General features: G+C 36.8%; 14 protein-coding genes and 1 pseudogene. 2 read left to right on the top strand and 13 right to left on the bottom strand.

Annotated elements, in window-relative coordinates:
* Nucleotides 1-23: 23 nt before the first annotated feature.
* From glmS to IGJ55_RS04285, 5 genes are all read right to left on the bottom strand, one after another.
* Nucleotides 24-1,835: a glutamine--fructose-6-phosphate transaminase (isomerizing) gene (glmS, locus tag IGJ55_RS04305; protein WP_207120564.1), complete on the bottom strand. Its 1,812-nt coding sequence runs from the start codon at nt 1,833-1,835 to the stop codon at nt 24-26.
* Nucleotides 1,836-2,277: 442 nt separating this feature from the next.
* Nucleotides 2,278-3,111 carry an energy-coupling factor transporter transmembrane component T family protein gene (locus IGJ55_RS04300; protein WP_429950409.1) on the bottom strand — a complete coding sequence of 278 codons (834 nt, stop codon included), beginning with the start codon at nt 3,109-3,111 and terminating at the stop codon, nt 2,278-2,280.
* Nucleotides 3,108-4,817 (bottom strand): ABC transporter ATP-binding protein, encoded by a 1,710-nt coding sequence (locus tag IGJ55_RS04295; RefSeq protein ID WP_430607428.1) that lies wholly within the window; start codon nt 4,815-4,817, stop codon nt 3,108-3,110. The genes IGJ55_RS04300 and IGJ55_RS04295 overlap by 4 nt, the downstream gene beginning before the upstream one ends.
* A 131-nt stretch (nt 4,818-4,948) precedes the next feature.
* Nucleotides 4,949-5,500 (bottom strand): ECF-type riboflavin transporter substrate-binding protein, encoded by a 552-nt coding sequence (locus IGJ55_RS04290; RefSeq protein ID WP_069640536.1) that lies wholly within the window; start codon nt 5,498-5,500, stop codon nt 4,949-4,951.
* 11 nt (nt 5,501-5,511) lie between these two features.
* Complete coding sequence (locus IGJ55_RS04285) at nt 5,512-6,369, bottom strand: SAM hydrolase/SAM-dependent halogenase family protein (RefSeq protein WP_429950405.1); 858 nt, start codon at nt 6,367-6,369, stop codon at nt 5,512-5,514.
* Between the two features lie 367 nt (nt 6,370-6,736).
* Here IGJ55_RS04285 and IGJ55_RS04280 point away from each other — a divergent pair.
* Nucleotides 6,737-6,886 (top strand): annotated as a pseudogene (locus tag IGJ55_RS04280) (transposase); the annotation flags it as partial.
* Between the two features lie 69 nt (nt 6,887-6,955).
* On the opposite strand, the gene glmM reads toward IGJ55_RS04280, so the two are convergent.
* From glmM to IGJ55_RS04250, 6 genes are all read right to left on the bottom strand, one after another.
* A complete protein-coding gene (glmM, locus tag IGJ55_RS04275; protein ID WP_207120568.1) occupies nt 6,956-8,311 on the bottom strand; it encodes a phosphoglucosamine mutase in 1,356 nt (451 codons plus the stop codon).
* 84 nt (nt 8,312-8,395) lie between these two features.
* Nucleotides 8,396-9,544 carry a CdaR family protein gene (locus tag IGJ55_RS04270; RefSeq protein WP_429950402.1) on the bottom strand — a complete coding sequence of 383 codons (1,149 nt, stop codon included), beginning with the start codon at nt 9,542-9,544 and terminating at the stop codon, nt 8,396-8,398.
* Complete coding sequence (gene cdaA, locus IGJ55_RS04265; RefSeq protein WP_069640532.1) at nt 9,541-10,428, bottom strand: diadenylate cyclase CdaA; 888 nt, start codon at nt 10,426-10,428, stop codon at nt 9,541-9,543. The genes IGJ55_RS04270 and cdaA overlap by 4 nt, the downstream gene beginning before the upstream one ends.
* A 158-nt stretch (nt 10,429-10,586) precedes the next feature.
* Nucleotides 10,587-14,264: a pyruvate:ferredoxin (flavodoxin) oxidoreductase gene (gene nifJ, locus IGJ55_RS04260; protein WP_430607422.1), complete on the bottom strand. Its 3,678-nt coding sequence runs from the start codon at nt 14,262-14,264 to the stop codon at nt 10,587-10,589.
* A gap of 188 nt (nt 14,265-14,452) precedes the next feature.
* Nucleotides 14,453-15,451 carry a DUF3114 domain-containing protein gene (locus IGJ55_RS04255; RefSeq protein WP_430607419.1) on the bottom strand — a complete coding sequence of 333 codons (999 nt, stop codon included), beginning with the start codon at nt 15,449-15,451 and terminating at the stop codon, nt 14,453-14,455.
* A gap of 166 nt (nt 15,452-15,617) precedes the next feature.
* Nucleotides 15,618-17,020, bottom strand: a protein-coding gene (locus IGJ55_RS04250) for an IS3 family transposase (protein WP_430607417.1) whose coding sequence is annotated in 2 segments (ribosomal slippage) — nt 15,618-16,474 and nt 16,474-17,020 — 1,404 coding nt in all. Because the reading frame shifts where the segments join, the coding sequence is not laid out codon by codon here.
* Between the two features lie 162 nt (nt 17,021-17,182).
* Between IGJ55_RS04250 and IGJ55_RS04245 the strand changes: the two genes are divergently transcribed.
* Complete coding sequence (locus IGJ55_RS04245; protein ID WP_430607415.1) at nt 17,183-18,487, top strand: ISL3 family transposase; 1,305 nt, start codon at nt 17,183-17,185, stop codon at nt 18,485-18,487.
* A gap of 128 nt (nt 18,488-18,615) precedes the next feature.
* On the opposite strand, the gene IGJ55_RS04240 is transcribed toward IGJ55_RS04245, so the two are convergent.
* Entirely contained in the window at nt 18,616-18,924 is a 309-nt protein-coding gene (locus IGJ55_RS04240; protein ID WP_069640529.1) for an antibiotic biosynthesis monooxygenase family protein, read from the bottom strand.
* A gap of 136 nt (nt 18,925-19,060) precedes the next feature.
* A complete protein-coding gene (gene glnA, locus IGJ55_RS04235; protein WP_069640528.1) occupies nt 19,061-20,401 on the bottom strand; it encodes a type I glutamate--ammonia ligase in 1,341 nt (446 codons plus the stop codon).
* Between the last annotated feature and the right edge of the window lie 5 nt (nt 20,402-20,406).

Genomic DNA, 20,406 nt, shown 5'->3' with positions numbered 1-20,406 from the left:
CTAGGCGCTCTTGTTCCAGCCTTTTATTCTACAGTTACACTTTTCGCTAAATTACGTGGTTTATCCACATCGTACCCTCTTTGCAAGGTTGCAAAGTATGCAATCAATTGTGTTGGGATAATACTGACCAATGGTGTTAATAATGGGTGTACATCCGGTATAATGACTTGATCTGTCTCTTTCGCTAACGATTGTAGAGAAATCACAAAATTATGTGCTCCTCGGCTTTCAACTTCTTTTAAATTCCCACGAGTATGAGCAGCTGTCTTTTTATCTGTAACAACACCAAAAACGGGTGTGCCTTCTTCGATCAACGCAATTGTGCCATGTTTTAGTTCTCCAGCTGCGAAGCCTTCCGCTTGAATATACGATATCTCTTTTAGTTTCAACGAAGCCTCCATTGAAACGTAATAATCTACTCCTCGACCAATATAAAAGGCATTTCTCGTAGTAGATAAATAGTCTTCTACTAATTGACTAATCACCATTTTTTCATCGATCATTGTTTCCATAACAGCGGCAATTACACTTAATTCATGCGCAATGTCAAAATCTAAAGAAGACTGGTTGCCTTTATGGTCACCCACAGCTTTAGCAAGAACAGCTAAAACAGCAATTTGAGCTGTATAAGCTTTTGTTGAAGCTACAGCAATTTCTGGTCCAGCATGAAGCAATAATGTATAGTCCGCTTCTCTAGACAACGTTGAGCCCGCTACATTTGTTAGCGTTAGTGAAGGATAACTAAACTCATTCGCTTGTACAAGTACTTGACGACTGTCGGCTGTTTCACCACTTTGGCTTAGGAAAATGAAGAATGGTTTCTCTGATAGTAACGGCATATTGTAACCGAATTCACTAGATAGATGCACTTCAACTGGCGTATTCGTCATCTTCTCAATAATTGCTTTGCCGACCCAACCAGCATTGTAACTTGTGCCACAGGCAATAATATAAATCCGATCACTGTCGGTCACATGGTCAATGATTTCCTGATTAATCACAGTTTCTCCAAACGAATCTGTATACTCCTGAACGACCCGACGCATAACTGTCGGTTGATCGTCGATTTCTTTTAACATGTAGTAAGGATAAGTTCCTTTTTCAATATCACTTAAATCTAATTGTGCTTCATACGACTCACGATAAACTAGATTGCCTTTTTGATCTTCGATTTCTATCTTATCAGCTTTGACAATTACCATTTCACCATCCGCAATCTCGACAAAATGATTTGTCTCCGTCAACATCGCCATGGCATCACTGCATATAACGTTAAAATTATCGCCTAGCCCAATCAATAGTGGACTTTTATTTTTTGCGACATAAATCATTTCTGGATTATGTTTATCAATCAATGCAAATGCGTATGAGCCTTTGATTACACTCAGCGATTTTTTAAAAGCCTCTTTTGTCGTCATTCCAATGTTTGAGAAGTATTCAATCAAATAAACCACAATCTCTGTATCCGTTTCACCCTCTAATTGTTTATTTTGAAGAAATTCCTGTTTTATTTCTTCAAAATTTTCAATTACGCCATTGTGGACTAAAATAAAGCGTTGATTACTTGAGGTATGTGGATGGGCATTTCTTTCACTAGGTTTTCCATGAGTCGCCCATCGTGTATGTCCGATTCCAATTGTTCCTTGAATCTCGGGGTTGAGCTTGTTTTGTAGATCCGCAATTCTTCCTAAAGATTTTACCAAATGTTCCTGTCTGTCTTTATCCGTTACAAAAATCCCCGCCGAATCATAGCCTCTATATTCCAATTTTTCTAATCCTTGTACTAAAACATCTGTTGCATTTTCTTTTCCTATAATTCCTACAATTCCACACATACTATTATTCCTGCTTTCCTTAAGTTATCGATCAAGCAAAAAGAAGCAATCAAATAAAAAATACAGCCTTTGTTCGTATCTGTAAAAAAGCAATCCTATTTTTTATTATAACCAATTCGATTTTCTCGAGTCCGCTGCTTAAGTTTCTATTCTGCATAGTTGAACTTTTGTTATAATTTTACAATTATTTTTTGCTTCCAACTTAAAGAGTGCAGCCCCCAGAACTATCCGCCGAATCTTTCGATAAGTTCTTTCCTCGTCACCTAACTGCTCAGGCCTGGCGCTATCCTATATTGGTATAACTATCCTCCTTTATTGTTTTTAAAATAGAAACTGCATTAATAATACAATAGATCAAATTAATCTGTCAACAAATTTATAAAAAATAAAATTGGTATATATAAAAAAACCTGCTAGATAGTTCTAACAAGCTTTTCCAATTTTATCTAAATGGATTATAAAATCGCCCATCGTTAACTTTAAACAGAGCAAAACTAATAACAGTTAAGGCAACTGCTACCCCCATAACTAAGAAATCAGATAGACAAAATGGTTGTTGCGCATACCAGGTTCTTTTTTTCTTTTCGCCAAAACGGCGTAGCTCCATTGCTGTGCTGATTATTTCAATTCGATCTAAACTCGATAAAATCAAAGGGAAAACTATTTGCGCCGTTCCTTTTAGGCGTTGAGTCAGTTTTCCTTTTTTAGACATTTCAAATCCCCGCGCTTGTTGAGTCAATGATATATTAATAAAATCTTCTTGAATATCTGGAATATAACGAATTGCTAAAGCTACTGCATAGCTGATTTTATAGCTAACACCAATTCGATTTAAGCTTGATGCAAATTCACTTGGATTAGTCGTCAAAAGGAAAATCAAAACCAAAGGAATCGTACAAAAATATTTCAACACTAAATTAAATTCATAAAATAACTGTTCTTGGGTGAGTGTAAAACGACCGATTCCTTCCCAAATTACCGTCCTAGATTGATACAATTCTACCCCATATTCAGGAGAAAATAGATAAACAGCAACAATATTCAGCAATGAAAAGATAAAAATAAATTTCACAACAAAAGAAATTTGATGCCATTTAATATTTGACACTTTAAACAACACAAGTGAAAATACAGTCATACCAATCAAAAAACGCGTATCATAAGTCGTCATACAAGCGACTGATAATAAGATTAAAAAGACTAATTTAGCTGTTCCATTCAATTTATGGATAATCGTTTTATCGGGAATGTATCCTAACATTTGATGCTCATTCATTTCAAACGCACCTCCTGATCATAGGCCATAAAGTTTTCTGTAAATAAAAACGGATCATCCAACCCTAAATGTTGTGCAAAGGTAAATAAACTTGTTTCTTTAAGAGATGCTTTTTCTACTAGTTGAGGATCTGTTAAAACTTTTACGGGAGTTGTATCCGCAATGATTTTCCCATCATATACGACTAACGCTCGATTTGTATATTCCAACATAAGATGCATATCATGAGTGATCATTGCAATCGTTACACCCATTTCATTTAGCTTCTCCAAAAACGTCATCATCTCGGTATAATGTTTAAAATCCTGTCCTGCAGTTGGTTCATCTAAAATAATCAATTCTGGTTCTAAAACTAAAATTGATGCAATCGTCACACGTTTTTTTTGACCGAAGCTAAGCGCTGATATCGGCCAACGACGAAACGAATACAAGCCGCAAATTTTCAAAACATTCTCAACACGTTCTTTGATTTCAGCCTCTGAAACACCTCTCAATTGCAATCCTAGTGCAACCTCTTCATAGATCATCTTCTTAGAAATCATTTGATTAGGATTTTGCATGACAAAACCGATCTTATCCGCACGTTCTTTGATTGAATAGTCTGTAAAATTTTGTCCTGTCCAACTCATCTCGCCTGATTGCGGCGTAATAAATCCGCAAATAGCTTTACATAACGTCGATTTTCCAGCGCCATTCTTGCCAACGATGCTCAACATATCACCACGATTAAAAGTAACAGAAATATCGTTTAAAACATAATGATTATTACGCGTATACTGATAAGTAAGATTTTTTAGCGTTAATAATGGGGAAGTTAGTGGGGGAACAGAAATTTTCGCCTTTTTCTGCATCCATTTTTCCATCTGCTCTTTTAGATTTGATGTGTGAACCTTTTCAATATTAGACAAATCCTTAACTTGTTGTAAATTTACACCAGCGTATTTCATAGCAGTTATATAAAGCGGCTCCCGAATTCCATGCTCTGTTAGTATATTTGTTTTTAGTAGCTCATCTGCCGGTAAATCTGCAACAATATTTCCTTCATTAAAGACGATCACTCGATCAACTGAGCAATATAAAACATCTTCTAAACGATGTTCAATAATCAAAATAGTTGTGTTTGTCTTTTGATGGATTTCTTCAATTAATGAAATCGTTTCTTTGCCAGCTTGCGGATCAAGATTGGCCAATGGTTCATCAAATAGTAAGATTGGCGCTTCATCAATTAAGATTCCTGCCATAGATACACGCTGTTTTTGCCCACCTGAAAGATCTTGCGGCCGATGTTTCAAAAACTCTTTAAGTCCAACAATACTAGCCCAATGGTCGACTTCCTCTTTCATTTTTTTTTGCGGTACTTCATCATTTTCTAAAGCAAATGCGATATCTTCTCCCACCGTTAATCCAATAAACTGACCATCTGTATCTTGTAGCACAGTTCCAACATCAAAAGATAAATCAAATAAACTTGTATCCGTTAATTTTTTATCTCGAATCATTACATTACCAGTTATTTCACCTTCAAAGCTATAAGGAATCAAGCCATTGATGCATTGAGCAAAAGTAGATTTACCGCTACCGCTAGGTCCTACGATCAAGACTTTCTCTCCTTCATAGATCGTTAGATTGATATTATGTAACGTTGGTTCAGCCTGACTATGATATTGGAAGGTAAAATTATCAAACGTTATCAGTGGTTTTTTCATTGAAGTCGCTCCTTTTTCTATGTAAAAAAAGCAAGAAAAGGTTCTTTAGCTTTGAAAAACAAGCTTGCTTTTTCTTGCTCTTAATGGTATTTCAAAAATCCTAGTTATTCTATTCTCATTTTACTACATAATCAATCTTTTGTTAAACTGCCTTTTTTTGTGCGAGTTGCAGCGTACGCAGCCATAAGCAATGTACCAATTATTCCAACTGCAATAATATTCAATACTACCGCAACCACACCTTGCGTATAGACTTTGCTAGCTGGTTCACTATAAATTAACACGTCTAGCGTCGGCGCAATCAATCCCCATACAACAGCATTTCCAATTACTTGATAAATATTAAAATAAATAATGTCTTTTTTAGTGAATATACCATGTTGTAAATCGATTTTTTTTCCTGCTAAACCATAGATTACTCCTATAATACCAGAACAAATGATCCAACTCCACCACGCACTGCCATATGTTGTAAAATCTTTTAACGTATGACCAATTAAACCAATCAAGCCCCCTGCTAGTGGTCCAAAAATAACAGAAATCAACGCTAGAAATGGATAAGCGGTTTCCAGATTTGTATTCGGAAAACCTGTTGGAATAACGACAAAACGACCTAAAATAACGAATACGGCTGAACCGATCCCAATTGCCACGATTGTTTTTACAGAAAATTCTTTTTTCATATACTCCACCCCTATTCAAAAACTATTTTTGGTGCTTTTCTTAATTGAATCGTCCAATCTGTTCCAGTTCCAATATGATACAGTTTGGAGAATGAATCCTGATTTACCGCTACACCAATGTTTACCAAGGAATTAACATAGACTAATGGCTCACCAATATTTACATCTGCAAAAGACTTAGCGAATTTCATGATATTTTGATACACTTTTTTTCCTTGGTGGAAAATCGTTACCTGCAATTGATCGTCATGAGCAATCGCCGCTTCCTTCATAAAGGCTAACGGAATATTTGTCCACAGAGAACCGAACCGAATATCTAAAACATCAATACTACCTTCTAAAATATGTTCATCATGCTTGGCTTCCACTAAAGATAAGGTTTCAATCGAATCTGCCGCAACAACACTCCCTAATTCTTCAAAAGAGATTTCTCCACAGGCTAAACGCGCACCATTATAAGCATAGATGTCCCTACCATGAAAGGTATGGCTTTCTTCAGAGTGCGGTAAGCGACTTGTTACTTCATTAATCGAACGTATCTCTTCAATTCCTTGATAATGTAAAATATGCGTTAAAGATCCATTATCAGGTGTAATAATATAATGTCCAGAGCTTGTCTTCGCTGCAATACTTCGTCTAGCACTCCCCACACCAGGATCAACTACAGAAACAAATACGGTTTCTTTCGGCCAATACTTCACTGTTTGATACAAACGATATGATGCTGCCCAAATATCATAAGGCGGAATTTCATGCGTTAAATCACCAATAACAATTTCATCACTAACCATATGCGCTACACCGTACATGGCACTTACTGCTCCGTCACCAAGTCCAAAATCTGTTTGCAGCACTAAATAATTCCCCATTTTACTACTCCTCTCCAAAAATAAAGTATACGTAAATACTTTTATGAGAAAATAGAGGAAAAACCACCTATTCTCTCATATTGATTCTCAAACATAGTACCTTTTTATGGGAATTCTGTCAATCCTATTATCGAACAATCATTAATTCATTTTCCATAACATTCGTGTTTTAATATACCTTTTATTTTTTAATAAAGAAGAGGTTATTGTAATCTTAATGACCTCTTTTGCATAGGCAAATTCGGATATTAATATATCGGCCTGTTCACCTTCCTTGTTTACTTTATTTGAGCTATACATTTCAATTATGATATTTTCTTTTTTTGCTGGCTATTCTTTGAATTTTTTCCAACTAATCGTTGTGTTTGGACCATCAGAATGCATAAATAATTATATTAAAGAGTTGAAGAGAAATGCTTATGGGTTTCATAACTTTTACAATTTTAAATTTGGGAATCTCTTTGTATTTTCGCACAATTCTTTTTCAAGAAAAAAACCTAGAGGAAAGTTCCTCTAGGAATCATACTAATTGATTTAATTCTTTGGACTTTCTTTACCAATATTAGTTGACAAAGAGTCCCAAAAATTACCCGATACCGATTTCAGCTTTTACGACATCCGCAATTTTATCTACATAGTAATCAACTTTTTCTTGCGTTGGAGCTTCAGCCATCACGCGTAGTAATGGTTCTGTCCCAGAAGGACGGACTAAGATACGGCCGTCACCATTCATTTCTGTTTCCATTAATTCAACAATTTCTTTGATTGCAGGAACATCCATGGCACCATTTTTATCAGTTACTCGTATATTGACTAACTTTTGTGGGTAAACCGTCAGTTCAGAAGCAAGCTCAGATAATTTTTTCCCAGTTTGTTTCATGACATTTAATAATTGAATACCAGAGAGCATGCCGTCGCCAGTTGTATTGTAATCTAGAAAAATCATATGACCGGATTGTTCTCCGCCAAAATTATAATCATTTTTACGCATCTCTTCTACAACATAACGGTCACCAACTTGAGTGATGACATCCTTCATTCCAGCAGCTTCTACCGCTTTACGAAAACCTAGATTACTCATGACTGTTGTTACGATCGTATCTTTTTTTAAACGGTTCTTTTCAGCAAGATACTTGGCACAAATAAACATGATCTTATCCCCGTCAACAATATTTCCTAACTCATCAACCGCAATGATTCGATCACCATCACCATCAAAAGCCAGACCTACATCAGCCCCTTTTTCAACGACCATTTCCGCTAATTTTTCAGGGTGAGTAGAACCTACACCATCATTAATATTTAACCCATTAGGGCTGGTACCCATCGTATAAAAATCGGTCTCTAGGTCTGCAAACAATCGGTTGACAGACGTTGCTGTTGCACCATTTGCTGCATCGATGCAAACAGTTAGTCCAGATAAATCACCTGGAATTGTTTGAACTAAGAATTGAGAATATTTTAGTAACCCTTCCGGAAATTCATCAAGCGTACCTAACCCTTCTGCGGAAGGACGCGGTAACGTATCTTCCTGAGCATCCAATAAAGCTTCGATTTCAAGTTCTTGATCGTCTACTAATTTAAAACCATCCGAACCAAAAAATTTGATTCCATTATCTTCAGCAGGATTATGCGAGGCTGAAATCATTATACCGGCTGATGCTTTTTGCAATCTTGTTAAATAAGCCACACCGGGTGTTGAGATAACGCCTAGTTGAAAGACTTCGATTCCAACAGATAAAAGTCCTGAAATCAATGCTTGCTCTAGTAATTGACCAGAAATACGTGTATCACGGCCGACTAAGACTCTTGGTCGGCGAGTAGAGTCCTCATGCTGACTCAATACATAGCCACCAAAGCGACCTAATTTAAATGCTAATTCTGGTGTTAGTTCCTTATTGGCTATTCCTCTAACACCATCTGTTCCAAAATATTTACCCATTATAACTCTCCTTCTACTTACTAAGAAAGCTTTAGTCATTCTAGTGAACACATAAAGAATAACTGATCTCCTTAGTCAATCAACTTAATTTGCTGAAACTGAACTACTCCCATTTTCTACGCCCTCTTCACCTGTACTATTCGTACTGGATGAACTAGATGAGCTTGAAGAACTAGATGAATTTGCTGGTTTTTCATTTGAAGGTAATGGACTAGGTAACTCTTGATTTGAATAAGAGGTTGTTGTGCTTTGTCCACTAGATTCAGAAAAACTGCTGCTGGTTCCTGAAAAAACAGGGTTGATTGTCACTTCTACTTCCTCAGGTGAAACGATATAATCTGCATTTGTCGGAATCTTTATTTTTTGTTTCATTGATGTTTTTATATTACTCACATCAACAGGGATTTCTATTGTATCAATCGCATCTAAAACAGACTTCGTTCCTCTAATTTCGACTTTTTGTTCTGAAAGATTAAATGTGTAATGTTCAATATTAGCAGGTGGCGAACCTGTTGGGCTGATCGTTAATCCAACTTCTTTTGAAGGCAACGATAACTCAACCACCACTTTTACCTGGGGCGCTGGATTTTCAATACTCAATACTTGTCCTTTAGTGTCAAGCGCTTGAACATTGACCGTTTGTTTGATTGTATCCACAGATTGTTTAACATTTGATAGCGGCGCAATGACACGATCGATCGCTTTAGCAGTTTCTTCACCAGTTGTGATGTCTACAGTTTTAGGACTGACTGTGGTTTTTTCTACTTTGTAGCCGTCTGTTTCAATTGATTCTGGTAATTGGGCTTCCACCTCAAATGATTTAGTCACCTTATTCTCTACAGTCACCGTTATCGTTTTAGGTTCGATTTCTGCTGTTACAGCAGTACTCAAGCCTTTTACTCTTAATTGAATCTCTGATGTTCCAAGTGGCGTTTTAGTCAAGTCTGCAACAATTTGAAAGTTTCTAGTATCCTCATTGGATTCTAAATTCAACTGGATTCGATTGGCACTGCTTAGATGAACATTGACCGTTTCTTCATAACCTGAAACAAAATACTTATCTTGATCATACTCTAACTGAACTGGAATATTATACAGCATCTCGTCATAAACTTGACTTGTGCCAGACATATTAGAGAGATTGCCTGACGAATTGGCATTAAAAAATAGCAGCAAAGAAAAAAGTAGTGCTAACAATCCTGAAAACCAGTTACTTTGAGAGGGCTTTTTCATTTCTTTTTCGCCCCTTTCGTCACACCATCAATAAAGTGTTGTAAAAGGTTCTTTTTATCTTTACGCTCTTCTTTGGGCACCAATTCTGCTCGAAGGATTTTCAAATATTCTTCTTGTGTTAACCTCGGGATCAAATCGTTATTTAAGGTTAAGCTAACATCACCAGTTTCTTCTGATACAATAATCGTCACCGCATCACTGACTTCACTGATACCAACAGCGGCTCTATGGCGAGTACCAAATTCTTTTGGAATCAAGTTACTTTCAGACAAAGGCAGATACGCACTTGCTACAGCGATTTTCCCTTGTTTTACGATCACTGCCCCATCATGCAGCGGTGTATTTGGAATAAAAATATTGATCAATAGCTCTCCTGAAATATCTGCATCTAAATCAATACCCGTCTCAATGTATTCATCCAATCCAGTATTTCTTTCCACTGTGATCAATGCGCCTATTTTCCTTTTAGACATGTATTGAATCGCTTTATCAAAAGCCAAAATCATCTTTTCGTCTTGCTGTTGTTCAGATCGACTCGTTCGGAAAAAGGAGCTTCTGCCAAGATGTTCTAAGCCTCGCCGGACCTCTGGTTGAAAAATCACAACCGCAGCGATCACGCCATACATGATGACCTGGTTCATCAGCCAAGATAATGTATGTAACCCAATCAGTTCACTCAGTATTCGGATCATGATAAACACAGCGACCCCTTTTAACAATTGAACTGCTTTTGTTCCTCTGACAAGCATGATCAACTTGTAGACTAGGTACCAGACCACAAGAATATCGATCACATTAATAATATAATCACGCGACAAAAAATCGGATGAGATCAATTGCCGCCAATAATTTACATCAAATAATTGACTAAGTTGAAAAGACATCATAAACCTCACTTCTCTCTGAAGATTTCTTAATCAGTATACCATAATCTTTTGCTTGGTTACAGGATTGAGAATGGAAGATAGAAAAATTTAAGTAAAAAAGAATGAAAGAATCTAGCAGAAATGCAAGAGTCTTTCACTCCAAATCAACTTCCTTTTTACTCTTCTAGTTTCTCTCGTTTTGCCGCTCGCTCTGCTCTTCGGGCGGCTCTTCTTGCGTCAGCTTCTGGATCAGTGACTCGCTCCTTTTTTGTACGAGGAGCTTTTTCTAGTACCACTTCATCCGTTACCTTTTCCAATTTTGCTCGAATTTTTTCTTCTTGCCCAGCCATTCGCGCATAATTATAAAAACGATTTTTTGCATCAGTCACTGTCTTTTCAAATAGTTTTCCTGCAAATTCAGGCTGAGTCGCTTCTAACGAAGAGAAACGAACCTGTTTGCGCATAAATTCTTGCATGGCTTCGAAATTTGGTTTCTTGTAGTCTAGAGTCATCGGATTTTTACCTGATTCTCTCAATACTGGATTATAGCGATACAATGACCAATAGCCAGAATTAACAGCTTCTTTTGCTTCTTCCAAGGTTTTGCTCATGCCACCTGCTAATCCGTGAGTAATACAAGGTGTATACGCAATAATGATTGAAGGTCCAGGGAAACGTTCCGCTTCTTCAAATGCTTTGATCGTCTGCATTTGATTAGCACCTGACGCGATTTGAGCCACATAAACATTGCCATAAGTCATCGCCATCATGCCTAAATCTTTTTTAGAAACATACTTGCCGCTTGCTGAAAACTTCGCAATTGCAGATGCTGGTGTTGCTTTTGAGGTTTGTCCACCAGTGTTAGAATAGACTTCATTATCTAAAACTAACATATTGACATCTGCCCCACTAGCAAGAACATGATCGATCCCGCCATAACCAATATCATAAGCCCAGCCGTCTCCGCCAATCATCCATTGACTATTTTTTACGAATAGATCATTGTCTGCATAAATTGCTTCTAACAATGGCTGGTTATTTTTTTCATCCTGCAACGCTGCTTTTAATTTGGCAGCACGTTGTTGAGTGCCTTCGCCTGTATGCATGTGTTCGATCCAGTCTTCCATCAATGATTTTAATTCCGAAGAAGCTACTGTCATTGCTGCAGTCATTTTCATAGCTAAATGTTCGCGACGAGTTTGACTAGCTAACAACATGCCATAACCGAATTCTGCATTATCTTCTAATAGTGAATTAGACCAAGCAGGGCCTTGTCCTTGATCATTTGTTGTATATGGTGCAACCGGTGCTGCCCCGCCCCAAATTGAAGAACAGCCAGTAGCATTGGCAATCATCATACGATCACCGAACATTTGAGTTAGTAGTTTCACATAAGGCGTTTCACCACAACCAGAACACGCACCAGAAAATTCTAATAACGGTTTATTAAATTGTGAGCCTAAAACAGTATTTGGTTTGGCTGGATTTTCTTTTTGTTTCAAGGTCATAGAAAATGCCCAGTTCATTGCTTGCTCTTTTTGTTCTTCGTAAGGCTTCATGACTAATGCCTTGCCTTTAGCAGGACAAGCATCTACGCATAGACCACAACCTGTGCAATCTTCTATAGAAACTTGAATACGGTATTTCAGTCCATCTGCACCGCGCATTTCTCTGACGATATAGCCTTCTGGTGCTTCATCTATTTCTTCTTCATCAACTAAAAATGGACGAATGGCTGCATGAGGGCAGACAAACGCGCACTCATTACACATCGTACAACGATCACTATTCCATTCAGGTACTTCTACCGCAATCCCTCGTTTTTCCACGGCTGTCGTACCAAGCGGCATCCGACCATCTGTCATATCATTTTTGACAAAAGCACTGACTGCAAGGTCATTTCCTTCTTGGCGATTAATAGGTTCAACAATTTCATGAACATAATCAGTGACATTTTCCGCACGTTCTTTGGGTTTTATTTCAATCGTTTTCCATGATAATGGCACTTCGACTTTATGCAAAAGCTCAACCGTACGATCGATTGCCTGAATATTTTTTTCCACAACAGCCATTGATTTTCTAGCGTAGCTTTTAAATGCTTCTTCTTTTAAAATAGGTAGCACTTCTTCAAATGGCATGATATCCGCCAATTTGAAAAATGCGGTTTCCATCGCTGTATTAATCCGTCCACCTAGCCCAACTTCACTAGCTAACTTAACAGCATTGATCGTATAAAAATGAATGTCATTTTCAGCTAGATACCGTTTCAATTTTTTCGGTAAAAAACGTTCTAACTGTTCATCATTCCAAACTGTATTTAGTAAAAAGATTCCGCCTTTTTTTAAGCCTTTCACTAAGTCATACGTATTTAAATACGCTGCAGTATGACAGGCAACAAAATCGGCATGTTCAATCAAATAAGTCGAACGAATGGGTGTTTCCCCAAAACGCAAATGAGAAACTGTTAAACCACCAGATTTTTTCGAATCATAATAAAAGAAGCCTTGTGCATATTTATCGGTATGATCCCCAATGATCTTGATTGCTGATTTATTTGCACCAACTGTCCCATCGGAGCCAAAGCCCCAAAATTTTGCTTGATAGGTTTTAGGATTGGTTAAATCTAACGCTTCACCGCAATCAAGTGATGTATAAGTAACATCATCTACGATCCCAATCGTAAAACGAGATTTTGCTGCTTTTTTATCTTTTAATAATTCATCGTAGATCGCAACGATTTGATTTGGTAAAACATCTTTTGAGCCTAGTCCATAACGTCCCCCAATAATCATTGGACGCAGCTCTGATTCATACATCGCACTTTGAACATCTAAAAGTAAAGGCTCTCCACCAGCTCCTGGTTCTTTGGTTCGATCCATTACACCGATTGCTTTAACTGTTTTAGGCATTTTCTCTAAAAAGTTTTCAATAGGAAACGGGCGATATAAGTGGATATTTAGAAAACCCACTTTTCTGCCTTGTTTTGTTAAATAATCGATTGTTTGCTCAATTGCTTGGGCCGCTGACCCCATTGAAACGATGACTTCCTCAGCATCTTCTGCACCGTAATAGGTAACTAAATCATAGGTTGTACCTCTTAGCGCGTTGATGTCATCCATATATTTTTTTACAACAGCGGGAATTTTTTCATAATAGCTATTGATTGTTTCGCGCTGCTGGAAATGGATATCAGGATTTTGGTTTGTTCCACTGACAGAAGGGTGATTAGGATTCATACTTCTGCTACGAAAATGCTCTAGTTGCTCTTGATCTAATAATGGTGCCAATTCGTCATATTCCAGTACTTCGATTTTTTGAATTTCATGACTTGTCCGAAATCCATCGAAGAAGTTGATAAACGGAACACTTGATTCAATCGAAGCTAGATGAGCAACTGCTGATAAATCCATGACTTCTTGCACACTGCTTTCGCATAACATAGCAAAACCAGTCTGACGAGCAGCCATCACATCTCCATGATCACCAAAAATATTCAAAGCATTTGTCGTTACTGCCCGACTCGCCACATGAAAAACTGATGGAAGTAATTCTCCAGCAATTTTATACATATTTGGAATCATCAGTAGCAATCCTTGTGACGCTGTATATGTAGTAGTTAATGCACCTGTTTTTAGTGACCCATGGACTACGCCTGCTGCGCCTGCTTCTGATTGCATTTCAACGATTTTGACAGGCTGTCCAAAGATATTTTGCTTCCCCTCTGCTGACCACTGATCGACAAGCTCAGCCATAGTTGAGCTTGGTGTAATTGGATAAATAGCGGCTAATTCTGTAAACGCATATGAGATGTATGCGGCTGCTGTGTTTCCATCCATTGTCTTCATTTTTCGCATTGTATATTCATCATCCTTCTATCTAAAAGTAGAATAGTTGCACGCATATTCTACTCTATTATAACGGATGTCAGGTTAATTTGAAACAGTTTGTGAAAATATTTCACAAACTTATTAATTATTTTGCTTTCCTTTCTTGAAAAAAAAGTGTTTTTGTGAAAAAAAGATTGGAAACTGTCCTTCCAATCTTAATTTTCCTTTTTTTTATACCTTAATCCTTTTTCTGCTAGTCTTCTGACTAGTTGATAAACCCAATTATCGGTAGGAGAAATCCATTCTCGTTTAAGTTCATTTCGCTTGTTCGTATCAAAATATCTAGGAGGATTTCCATCTAATTTATCATGCGTCTGATATTGATCGACTCTGGGACGTTCCCCATAGTTAAATGTTTCACCATTTGCAATGGCATTCTCAAGCTCACCTCGTGCCTCCACATCTTCTTTCCATTGACTTAGAAGCTGACCTTGTTCGTCTAAAATAAATTCACTATGATAATCTCCAGATAAAATTTTTCGATAAAAACCATGTTTTCTGATTTTCTTGATTAAGCCTTTATTAGTCAGCGTCTTCGCTCTTTTTTTTCGATCGTTAACCATTATGTCTATGGCAAGTCGCGCACGATTGTGGTACTGAGGATCTGCATAAAACCAATTATTTCCAAGAATCCTTTTGATTGCGGCTTCATCATTACTGCATCCGAATCTCTTCTTATAGTTTTCTACATAATTAATCGCACATTTATCCAATTGATTTCTAAATTGATGGATTTTTGTCTCGTTTGCGTATTTTTTCTTAAGCGCTATTTTCGATAGTCTTTTGTCTTTTTGAGCTATAGTCAAACCGTCGGGATATGCAGTTTGTACCGCTTTTGCGTAATGAATAAAAAATGGTCCTCCTGGCGGTAGTTGATCACAAAATTTATAGGCTGTTTTTGCAAACGTTAAATCCCCTTGTTCATTCAGATAACCTCCTAAATGATCGATGACTAACATGACTTTTTCATTAGCTGATAGCTGACTTTTATCAAACATTTCTGTATAGATTTCAGAACCGACTAAAAAGATCGCAAGATCACAATCTAATATGCCTTCTTCGCTATAATTAACGTAAGCAATTATTGCCGCTTCATCCCAGCCATGTTGTTTAAGTTTTTCAAGAATAGTCGAAGAATAAGTTGATTCTTCCATGTTATTTCTCCTCAATCTTCATTTGAATTCTACTATACCTGCTTTTTTACGAAAATTACACTGATTTGAATGTATAAAAATAAAAAAGGGCTCTATACTTTCTGATGTTGTGTAGTGACCCCAAAAAGTTAGACTTTTTATAGAGTGGATTTTTCTACTCTATTTTTTATGCAGTTTTTTGATCGAACTGTCGAAACTCTACTGGACTTTTCCAGTTAAGTTTTTCTTTGATTCGATGATTATTATAATAATAAATATAGTTTTCAATTGCTCGTCTTAACTCATTTTGACTCCGATAGACTTTGCCATAATACAATTCTTGCTTTAGAATACTGAAGAAATTCTCCATAGGAGAATTATCTAAACAGGTTCCTTTCCGAGACATACTTTGAAAGATACGGTTGTCCTTTAATGTCTGTACATAGGTATTCATTTGATAAGCCCAGCCTTGATCAGAGTGGAAGGTGCGGCGATAAGGACAATCATTTGTTTGAGAAATTGCTTCTGCTAACCCTGCCATAACTGTTTTACCGTTTGGTTGAGTAGAAAGGCTGTAGCTTAGAATTTCACTGTTATACATATCCATAAACGGATCTAAATATAGTTTTTTCAGTCGAAGAATGCCCGCGTCATCTGTTTCATAGTATTTAAATTCAGTTGTATCCGTCGTGATTTTTTGATGAGAGACCGAAGTGTTGAATCTTCGATGAATCAAGTTTTTAGCTACTTTCCCAACGGTTCCCTTATATGAATTATATTTCCTAGATTTCTTGGTAAATGCTTTGACTTGTAACTGTAGCTTTTGAATTAATCGCTGTACTTTCTTTTTATTTACTTGGTATCCACGTCGTTTTAATTCTTGTGTCATTCTTCTATAGCCATAATGTTGATGTTCTTTACGAATTGCTTGAATTTCTTCTTCAATCATTTGTGTTGAAGTTGTTCTGTCGAGGCGTTTTTGCCAGTACATGTAAGTGGATTTTGGAAACCTTAGGGTTTCCAGAATATCTTTTAATCGAAAGTATCCTCGGAGGCTGTGAATGATTCGCGCGATTCGTTCATTTTTTGTTCGTCCTCTATACGCAGCCTCCTCAATTCTTTTAAATAGGCATTCTCAATTTTTAACATTCTATTTTCTTTTTCTAGTTTATCTAATTGAGATTGTTCACTTGGTAATGGTTGGATTTCATTTCGTTTCTTCTTAAACATTGTAGGTGGACGTCCTTTCTGTTTAGAGAGTCCATCTATACCAATCTTACGATAGGTTTTAAGCCAATTCGCAATCAATGATGGATTGTTCATTTTGAGAAGATTGGCTACTTCTTGGTAGGACAACTCTGTAGTTAAATACAACTCTATCGCATCTAACTTAAATTGAACAGAGTAATTCCTACATTTCCGACTACGAAGTAGTCCTTCTTCGCCTAATTCATTATACGCATGGATCCACTTTCTTATTTGAGTGTTAGAATTAAATCCATATTTTTTTGCTAAGCAATTTATTCCTCTTTTTTCTTCAAGATGCTCTTGAACAATTTTTAATTTGAATTCTAAACTATATTTTGCCATACAAAAAGACCTCCAAAAGTTAGATTTTTGGGTCTAACTTTTGGGGGTCGGCTCAGTTGGTGAGAAATCACCGGCATCTTTTTAATGCAAAATAATAGAAAAGACACCCTGATATCCTTTAGAATTAAGTCGTCTAAACCCATTCAAAAAGGAGAAATCAAGATGTCCTACACCAATCTTATCAAAGAAACCTTAGATATTCTAGACTTAAACATTACTTTTAATGAAAATGGCTTAAAAAAAGAACGAATCAAAGGTAGAATCTGTCAGGTCTTCTCAGGTACGCTCGATTATGCTGCTCATGTTTGTCCTCATTGTGAATCGAAAGAGAATGCCGCCATTATACGTTGGGGCTTTACAACTTGTCTGATTTTACTGAATGATGTTTCGGAGTATCAAACGTATTTACGCTTGAAGAAACGCCGTTTCTTCTGTTACTCCTGTAATCGATCGTTCGTTGCTAAAACGAGTCTTGTTGAAAAACATTGTTCGATTTCAACTAAAGTGAAGCTATCCATTGCCGATAGACTCAGAAAAACCACTTCTATGAGTGAGATTGCGCGTCAAAAGAAGGTCTCTGTCTCTTCTGTTTATCGTGTCCTAAAACGATTTTATGAACCTAAAAAAATCAACCGACTCACTTTACCTGAAGTCCTTTGTTTTGATGAATTTAAATCAGTTAAGCAAGTCACCGCTTCTATGAGTTTTATCATGATGGATGGTCAAACAAAGCAGTTAATTGATGTCGTTGAAAATCGTCAGCTCCCTTTTCTAGAGCGGTATTTTTCACGTTTTCCTTTGGCTGTTCGTAAAACGGTTAAGTATATTGTTTGCGATATGTATGCCCCTTATTTTTCTCTCGTTAAAAAGTTATTTCCGACGACTCAGATTATTCTTGATCGCTTTCATATTGTCCAACTCATCAGCCGAACCTTTTTAAAGCACCGTATTCAGAGAATGAATACATTTCTTCATCAGGGAAATACAGAAGCAAAAAAATATCGACACTTGAAGAAATACTGGAAACTTCTTCAAAAAAATCAGTCGAAGCTTGATTTTGAAAAACGCCTTTGGCGTTCTTCCTTCCGCACCTATTTAACTGAAACAGAAGTCGTGGATCGTTTACTTGCGTATGATGACGAATTGAAAAGTGGCTACACCTGTTATCAGGACTTTCTTTATGCCGTACAGACAAGAGATTTTGCTCGGTTTTGTGCACTATTAGACGAAGATTTTTGTCGTCTTCCTACCTATTATCAAACGACTATTGGTACTTTTAAGAAGTACAAAAATAAAATTAAAAATGCGCTAGAATTGCCTTATTCTAATGGACCATTGGAATGTTTAAACAACCATATTAAAGTGTTGAAGAGAAATGCTTATGGGTTTCGTAATTTTTACAATTTTAAGTTGAGAATTTCTTTATGTTTTGGCACTATTCTTTTTCAAGAAAATAGAAAAACCTAGAGGAAATTTCCTCTAGGAATCATATTAATCGATTTAATTCTTTAGATTTTCTTCACCAACATTAGTTGACAAAGAGCCTAAAAAAGAACCCAAAACAAACACAGTCGTCTTAGATTCTGCTCTAATTCCTATGAAAATACTTCATAGCTTTTTCTGATTTTTTCTAAAACCATCGAAGGTTTCGCTTCTTTATTCTTATGGGCATCTCGATGTTCTTGTAAATGTTCTGGACGTTTCAACCAATTTTGAAAATCCTTTTTACTTTCCCATTTCGAAACCAACATGAATTCACACGTATTTTTATCTTCTGAAAACCAGCATTCACTTGATAGACAACCTGAAAATCCCAACATAGAGGTAACATCTTTACTTGTTTTCGTCTCAAATATCTCTTTACCTTCTTCTTTTATAATAAATGTCACTGTTTGAACAATCATAATCCGCTCTCCTTTTCAAGTTAATTGAGAATTATTCTCACTTAGAATTATACCACACTTTTCTTTAGGAGCTGAAACTATTTTTTTATAAAAAAATGGATAAACCAGTTTTTGGTTTATCCACACGATTTCAAGCCTAATATAATTCTAAATATTGTTCTCTTTCCCATTCAGAAACAGTTTGGCGGAAAGCAGCCCATTCCATTCGTTTCGCTTCAACAAAGTTCACATAGATGTGTTCACCTAGTGCATTGACCATCACATCATCTTTACGCAATTCTTTGATGGCATTATGCAGTGTTGAAGGTAAATCATGAATTTGTGCTTCTTTTCGTTCTTCTTCATTCATCACATAAATATTACGGTCCACCGCTTGTGGCGGATCGATTTCATTTTTGATCCCATCTAATCCAGCTTGTAAAAGTGCTGCCATTGTTAGATAAGGATTTGCTGACGGGTCAACAGAGCGTAATTCTAAACGGGTGGACAATCCACGCGATTCAGGAACACGGACTAATGGTGAACGATTACGCCCACTCCATGCAACATATACTGGTGCTTCGTAACCTGGTACTAAACGTTTGTATGAATTAACTGTCGGATTACACACCGCTGTGTACGCACGCGCATGCTTCAATAGTCCACCCAGGAAATGATACGCAGTTTGGCTTAATTGCATTGAACCATTTTCATCATAAAAGACATTTTCATCGCCTTTGAATAATGACATGTTGCAGTGCATTCCTGAGCCGTTGATCCCATACAATGGTTTTGGCATAAAGGTTGCGTGCAAGCCATGTTTTCTAGCAATTGTTTTAACAACTAATTTAAAGGTTTGGATATTATCGCATGCTTCAATAACATCTGCATATTTAAAGTCGATCTCATGTTGACCTGGTGCGACTTCATGATGTGACGCCTCAACTTCAAACCCAAGACTTTCTAGTTCAAGAACGATATCTCTACGGCAATTTTCACCAAGATCTGTCGGCGCAAAATCAAAGTAACCGCCGCGATCATTTAAATCGGTTGTGATTTTGCCATCTTCATCCAATTTGAATAAGAAAAATTCTGGCTCTGGACCAAGGTTAAATGAAGTAAAACCTAGTGCTTCCATATCAGCAAGCGCACGCTTTAAATTCCCACGTGGGTCTCCTGCAAAAGGAGTGCCATCAGGATTATAAATATCACAGATCAAACGAGCAACTTTTCCGTGTGTACTCTCCCATGGAAAAATCATCCATGTCGATACATCAGGATACAAATACATATCGCTTTCTTCAATTCTCACAAAACCTTCAATAGAAGACCCATCAAACATCATTTTATTACTTAACACTTTGTCTAATTGGCTCACTGGAACTTCCACATTTTTGATTGTTCCCATAATGTCTGTAAACATTAATCGTAAAAATCGAACATTTTCTTCCTCGGCAATTCGTTTGATATCTTCTACTGTGTCTTGTTTCTTCGTCATTGTAT

Source organism: Enterococcus sp. AZ170, assembly GCF_050545135.1.
GTDB classification, from domain to species: domain Bacteria; phylum Bacillota; class Bacilli; order Lactobacillales; family Enterococcaceae; genus Enterococcus_L; species Enterococcus_L ureilyticus.
The sequence above is the reverse complement of the archived record's forward strand: the minus strand, read 5'-3'. Positions and strand labels throughout refer to the sequence as shown.

Bases quoted from the DNA above. Each gene is read 5' to 3' on its own strand.
- glmS (WP_207120564.1), bottom strand. From the start codon at position 1,835: ATGTGTGGAATTGTAGGAATTATAGGAAAAGAAAATGCAACAGATGTT.
- IGJ55_RS04300 (WP_429950409.1), bottom strand. From the start codon at position 3,111: ATGAATGAGCATCAAATGTTAGGATACATTCCCGATAAAACGATTATC.
- IGJ55_RS04295 (WP_430607428.1), bottom strand. From the start codon at position 4,817: ATGAAAAAACCACTGATAACGTTTGATAATTTTACCTTCCAATATCAT.
- IGJ55_RS04290 (WP_069640536.1), bottom strand. From the start codon at position 5,500: ATGAAAAAAGAATTTTCTGTAAAAACAATCGTGGCAATTGGGATCGGT.
- IGJ55_RS04285 (WP_429950405.1), bottom strand. From the start codon at position 6,369: ATGGGGAATTATTTAGTGCTGCAAACAGATTTTGGACTTGGTGACGGA.
- glmM (WP_207120568.1), bottom strand. From the start codon at position 8,311: ATGGGTAAATATTTTGGAACAGATGGTGTTAGAGGAATAGCCAATAAG.
- IGJ55_RS04270 (WP_429950402.1), bottom strand. From the start codon at position 9,544: ATGAAAAAGCCCTCTCAAAGTAACTGGTTTTCAGGATTGTTAGCACTA.
- cdaA (WP_069640532.1), bottom strand. From the start codon at position 10,428: ATGTCTTTTCAACTTAGTCAATTATTTGATGTAAATTATTGGCGGCAA.
- nifJ (WP_430607422.1), bottom strand. From the start codon at position 14,264: ATGCGAAAAATGAAGACAATGGATGGAAACACAGCAGCCGCATACATC.
- IGJ55_RS04255 (WP_430607419.1), bottom strand. From the start codon at position 15,451: ATGGAAGAATCAACTTATTCTTCGACTATTCTTGAAAAACTTAAACAA.
- IGJ55_RS04245 (WP_430607415.1), top strand. From the start codon at position 17,183: ATGTCCTACACCAATCTTATCAAAGAAACCTTAGATATTCTAGACTTA.
- IGJ55_RS04240 (WP_069640529.1), bottom strand. From the start codon at position 18,924: ATGATTGTTCAAACAGTGACATTTATTATAAAAGAAGAAGGTAAAGAG.
- glnA (WP_069640528.1), bottom strand. From the start codon at position 20,401: ATGACGAAGAAACAAGACACAGTAGAAGATATCAAACGAATTGCCGAG.